The organism is Streptomyces sp. ID05-39B, from assembly GCF_033794725.1.
Lineage (GTDB): Bacteria > Actinomycetota > Actinomycetes > Streptomycetales > Streptomycetaceae > Streptomyces > Streptomyces bobili.
Genome location: NZ_JARGEF010000523.1, coordinates 1 through 998 on the forward strand (window position 1 = coordinate 1; position 998 = coordinate 998).

The following is a 998-nucleotide window of genomic DNA, read 5'->3' on the forward strand; positions in this document are numbered from 1 at the left end:
GGCGTGTTGTTCGGTGGGGGCGCGTGTGGGGTGAGGCGGCGCGTGCCGGGCGAGATGGTTCGGTTCGCGCGCTTCCACGTTCGTGTGGTGATCGGTTGTTTCTGGTGCGCGCCCAACTCGGTCTTACGACACTGGGATTCAGTGCGCCGTGCTCTCCCCGGACGCGGCCCTCCGCATCTCCCCTTTCCGGCCGGAGGTGCCGTCGTCATGCGCCGTGGTGTCCGCAGGACCGAACTACTCGCTTCCCTGGTCGTCTTCCTCGTCGCGCTGCCCGTGTGCGTGGGCATGGCCCTGACCTGCGGAGTACCCGCCGAGCTGGGGTTGGCCACCGGCGCGATCGGCGGGTCGGCCGCCTCGCTGATGCGGCTGGGGCGGTGGTCCCGGGTCGTGCCGGTGGCCGTCGTCCGGGGGATGCTCGCCGGCATCGGGATCATCCTGGTCGCCGGGCAGGTGTACGCCCTCGGGGACACGGCCGTACCGGCGAGCGGGCTCGGGAAGCTCGCCGGGCTGGTCAGCCAGGCCGGGTCGGGGGATCCGGTGGCGTTGTCGGTGGGGGGTGCCACCCTGGTCGTGTCGCTGTTGTGGGGGCGGTGGCGGCGGGGTGCGCGGCTGGTTCCGGCGCCGCTGGTCGCGGTGATGTCGGCGGCGGCCGTGACCTGGGCACTCGACCTGGAGGTGCGGCGGATCGAGCTGGGCGGTCTGGCCGATGCCGTCCGGCTGCCGGGCGCGGCGGAGTGGGGGCGGCCGGCCGAAGTGGGGGTGATGGGTGCCGTCGTGGCGCTCGTGCTGGTCGCGTCGGCGCAGTCGTCGTCGGCGTGGGTGCCGCGTCGGGTGGGGGTGCAGGTGATGGTGGTCGGCGTGCTGGGGCTGCTCGGGGTGGTGGGGGTGGTCCCGGTCGCGGCGGTGGCCGCACTGCTTCTGTACGTCGGCTTCGGGCTCGTTCCCGTGCGGGAGGTGCGCGTGTGGTGGCGTGGGCATCGGGGTGAGGTGGCCGTGCT

The 998-nt window shown here is 73.6% G+C and carries 1 protein-coding gene; it reads left to right on the forward strand.

The annotated features are described in order from the left end of the window. Positions 1-207: 207 nt before the first annotated feature. The coding region (locus P1P75_RS41670; protein WP_319265286.1) for a SulP family inorganic anion transporter at positions 208-998 on the forward strand (791 nt) is incomplete at its 3' end.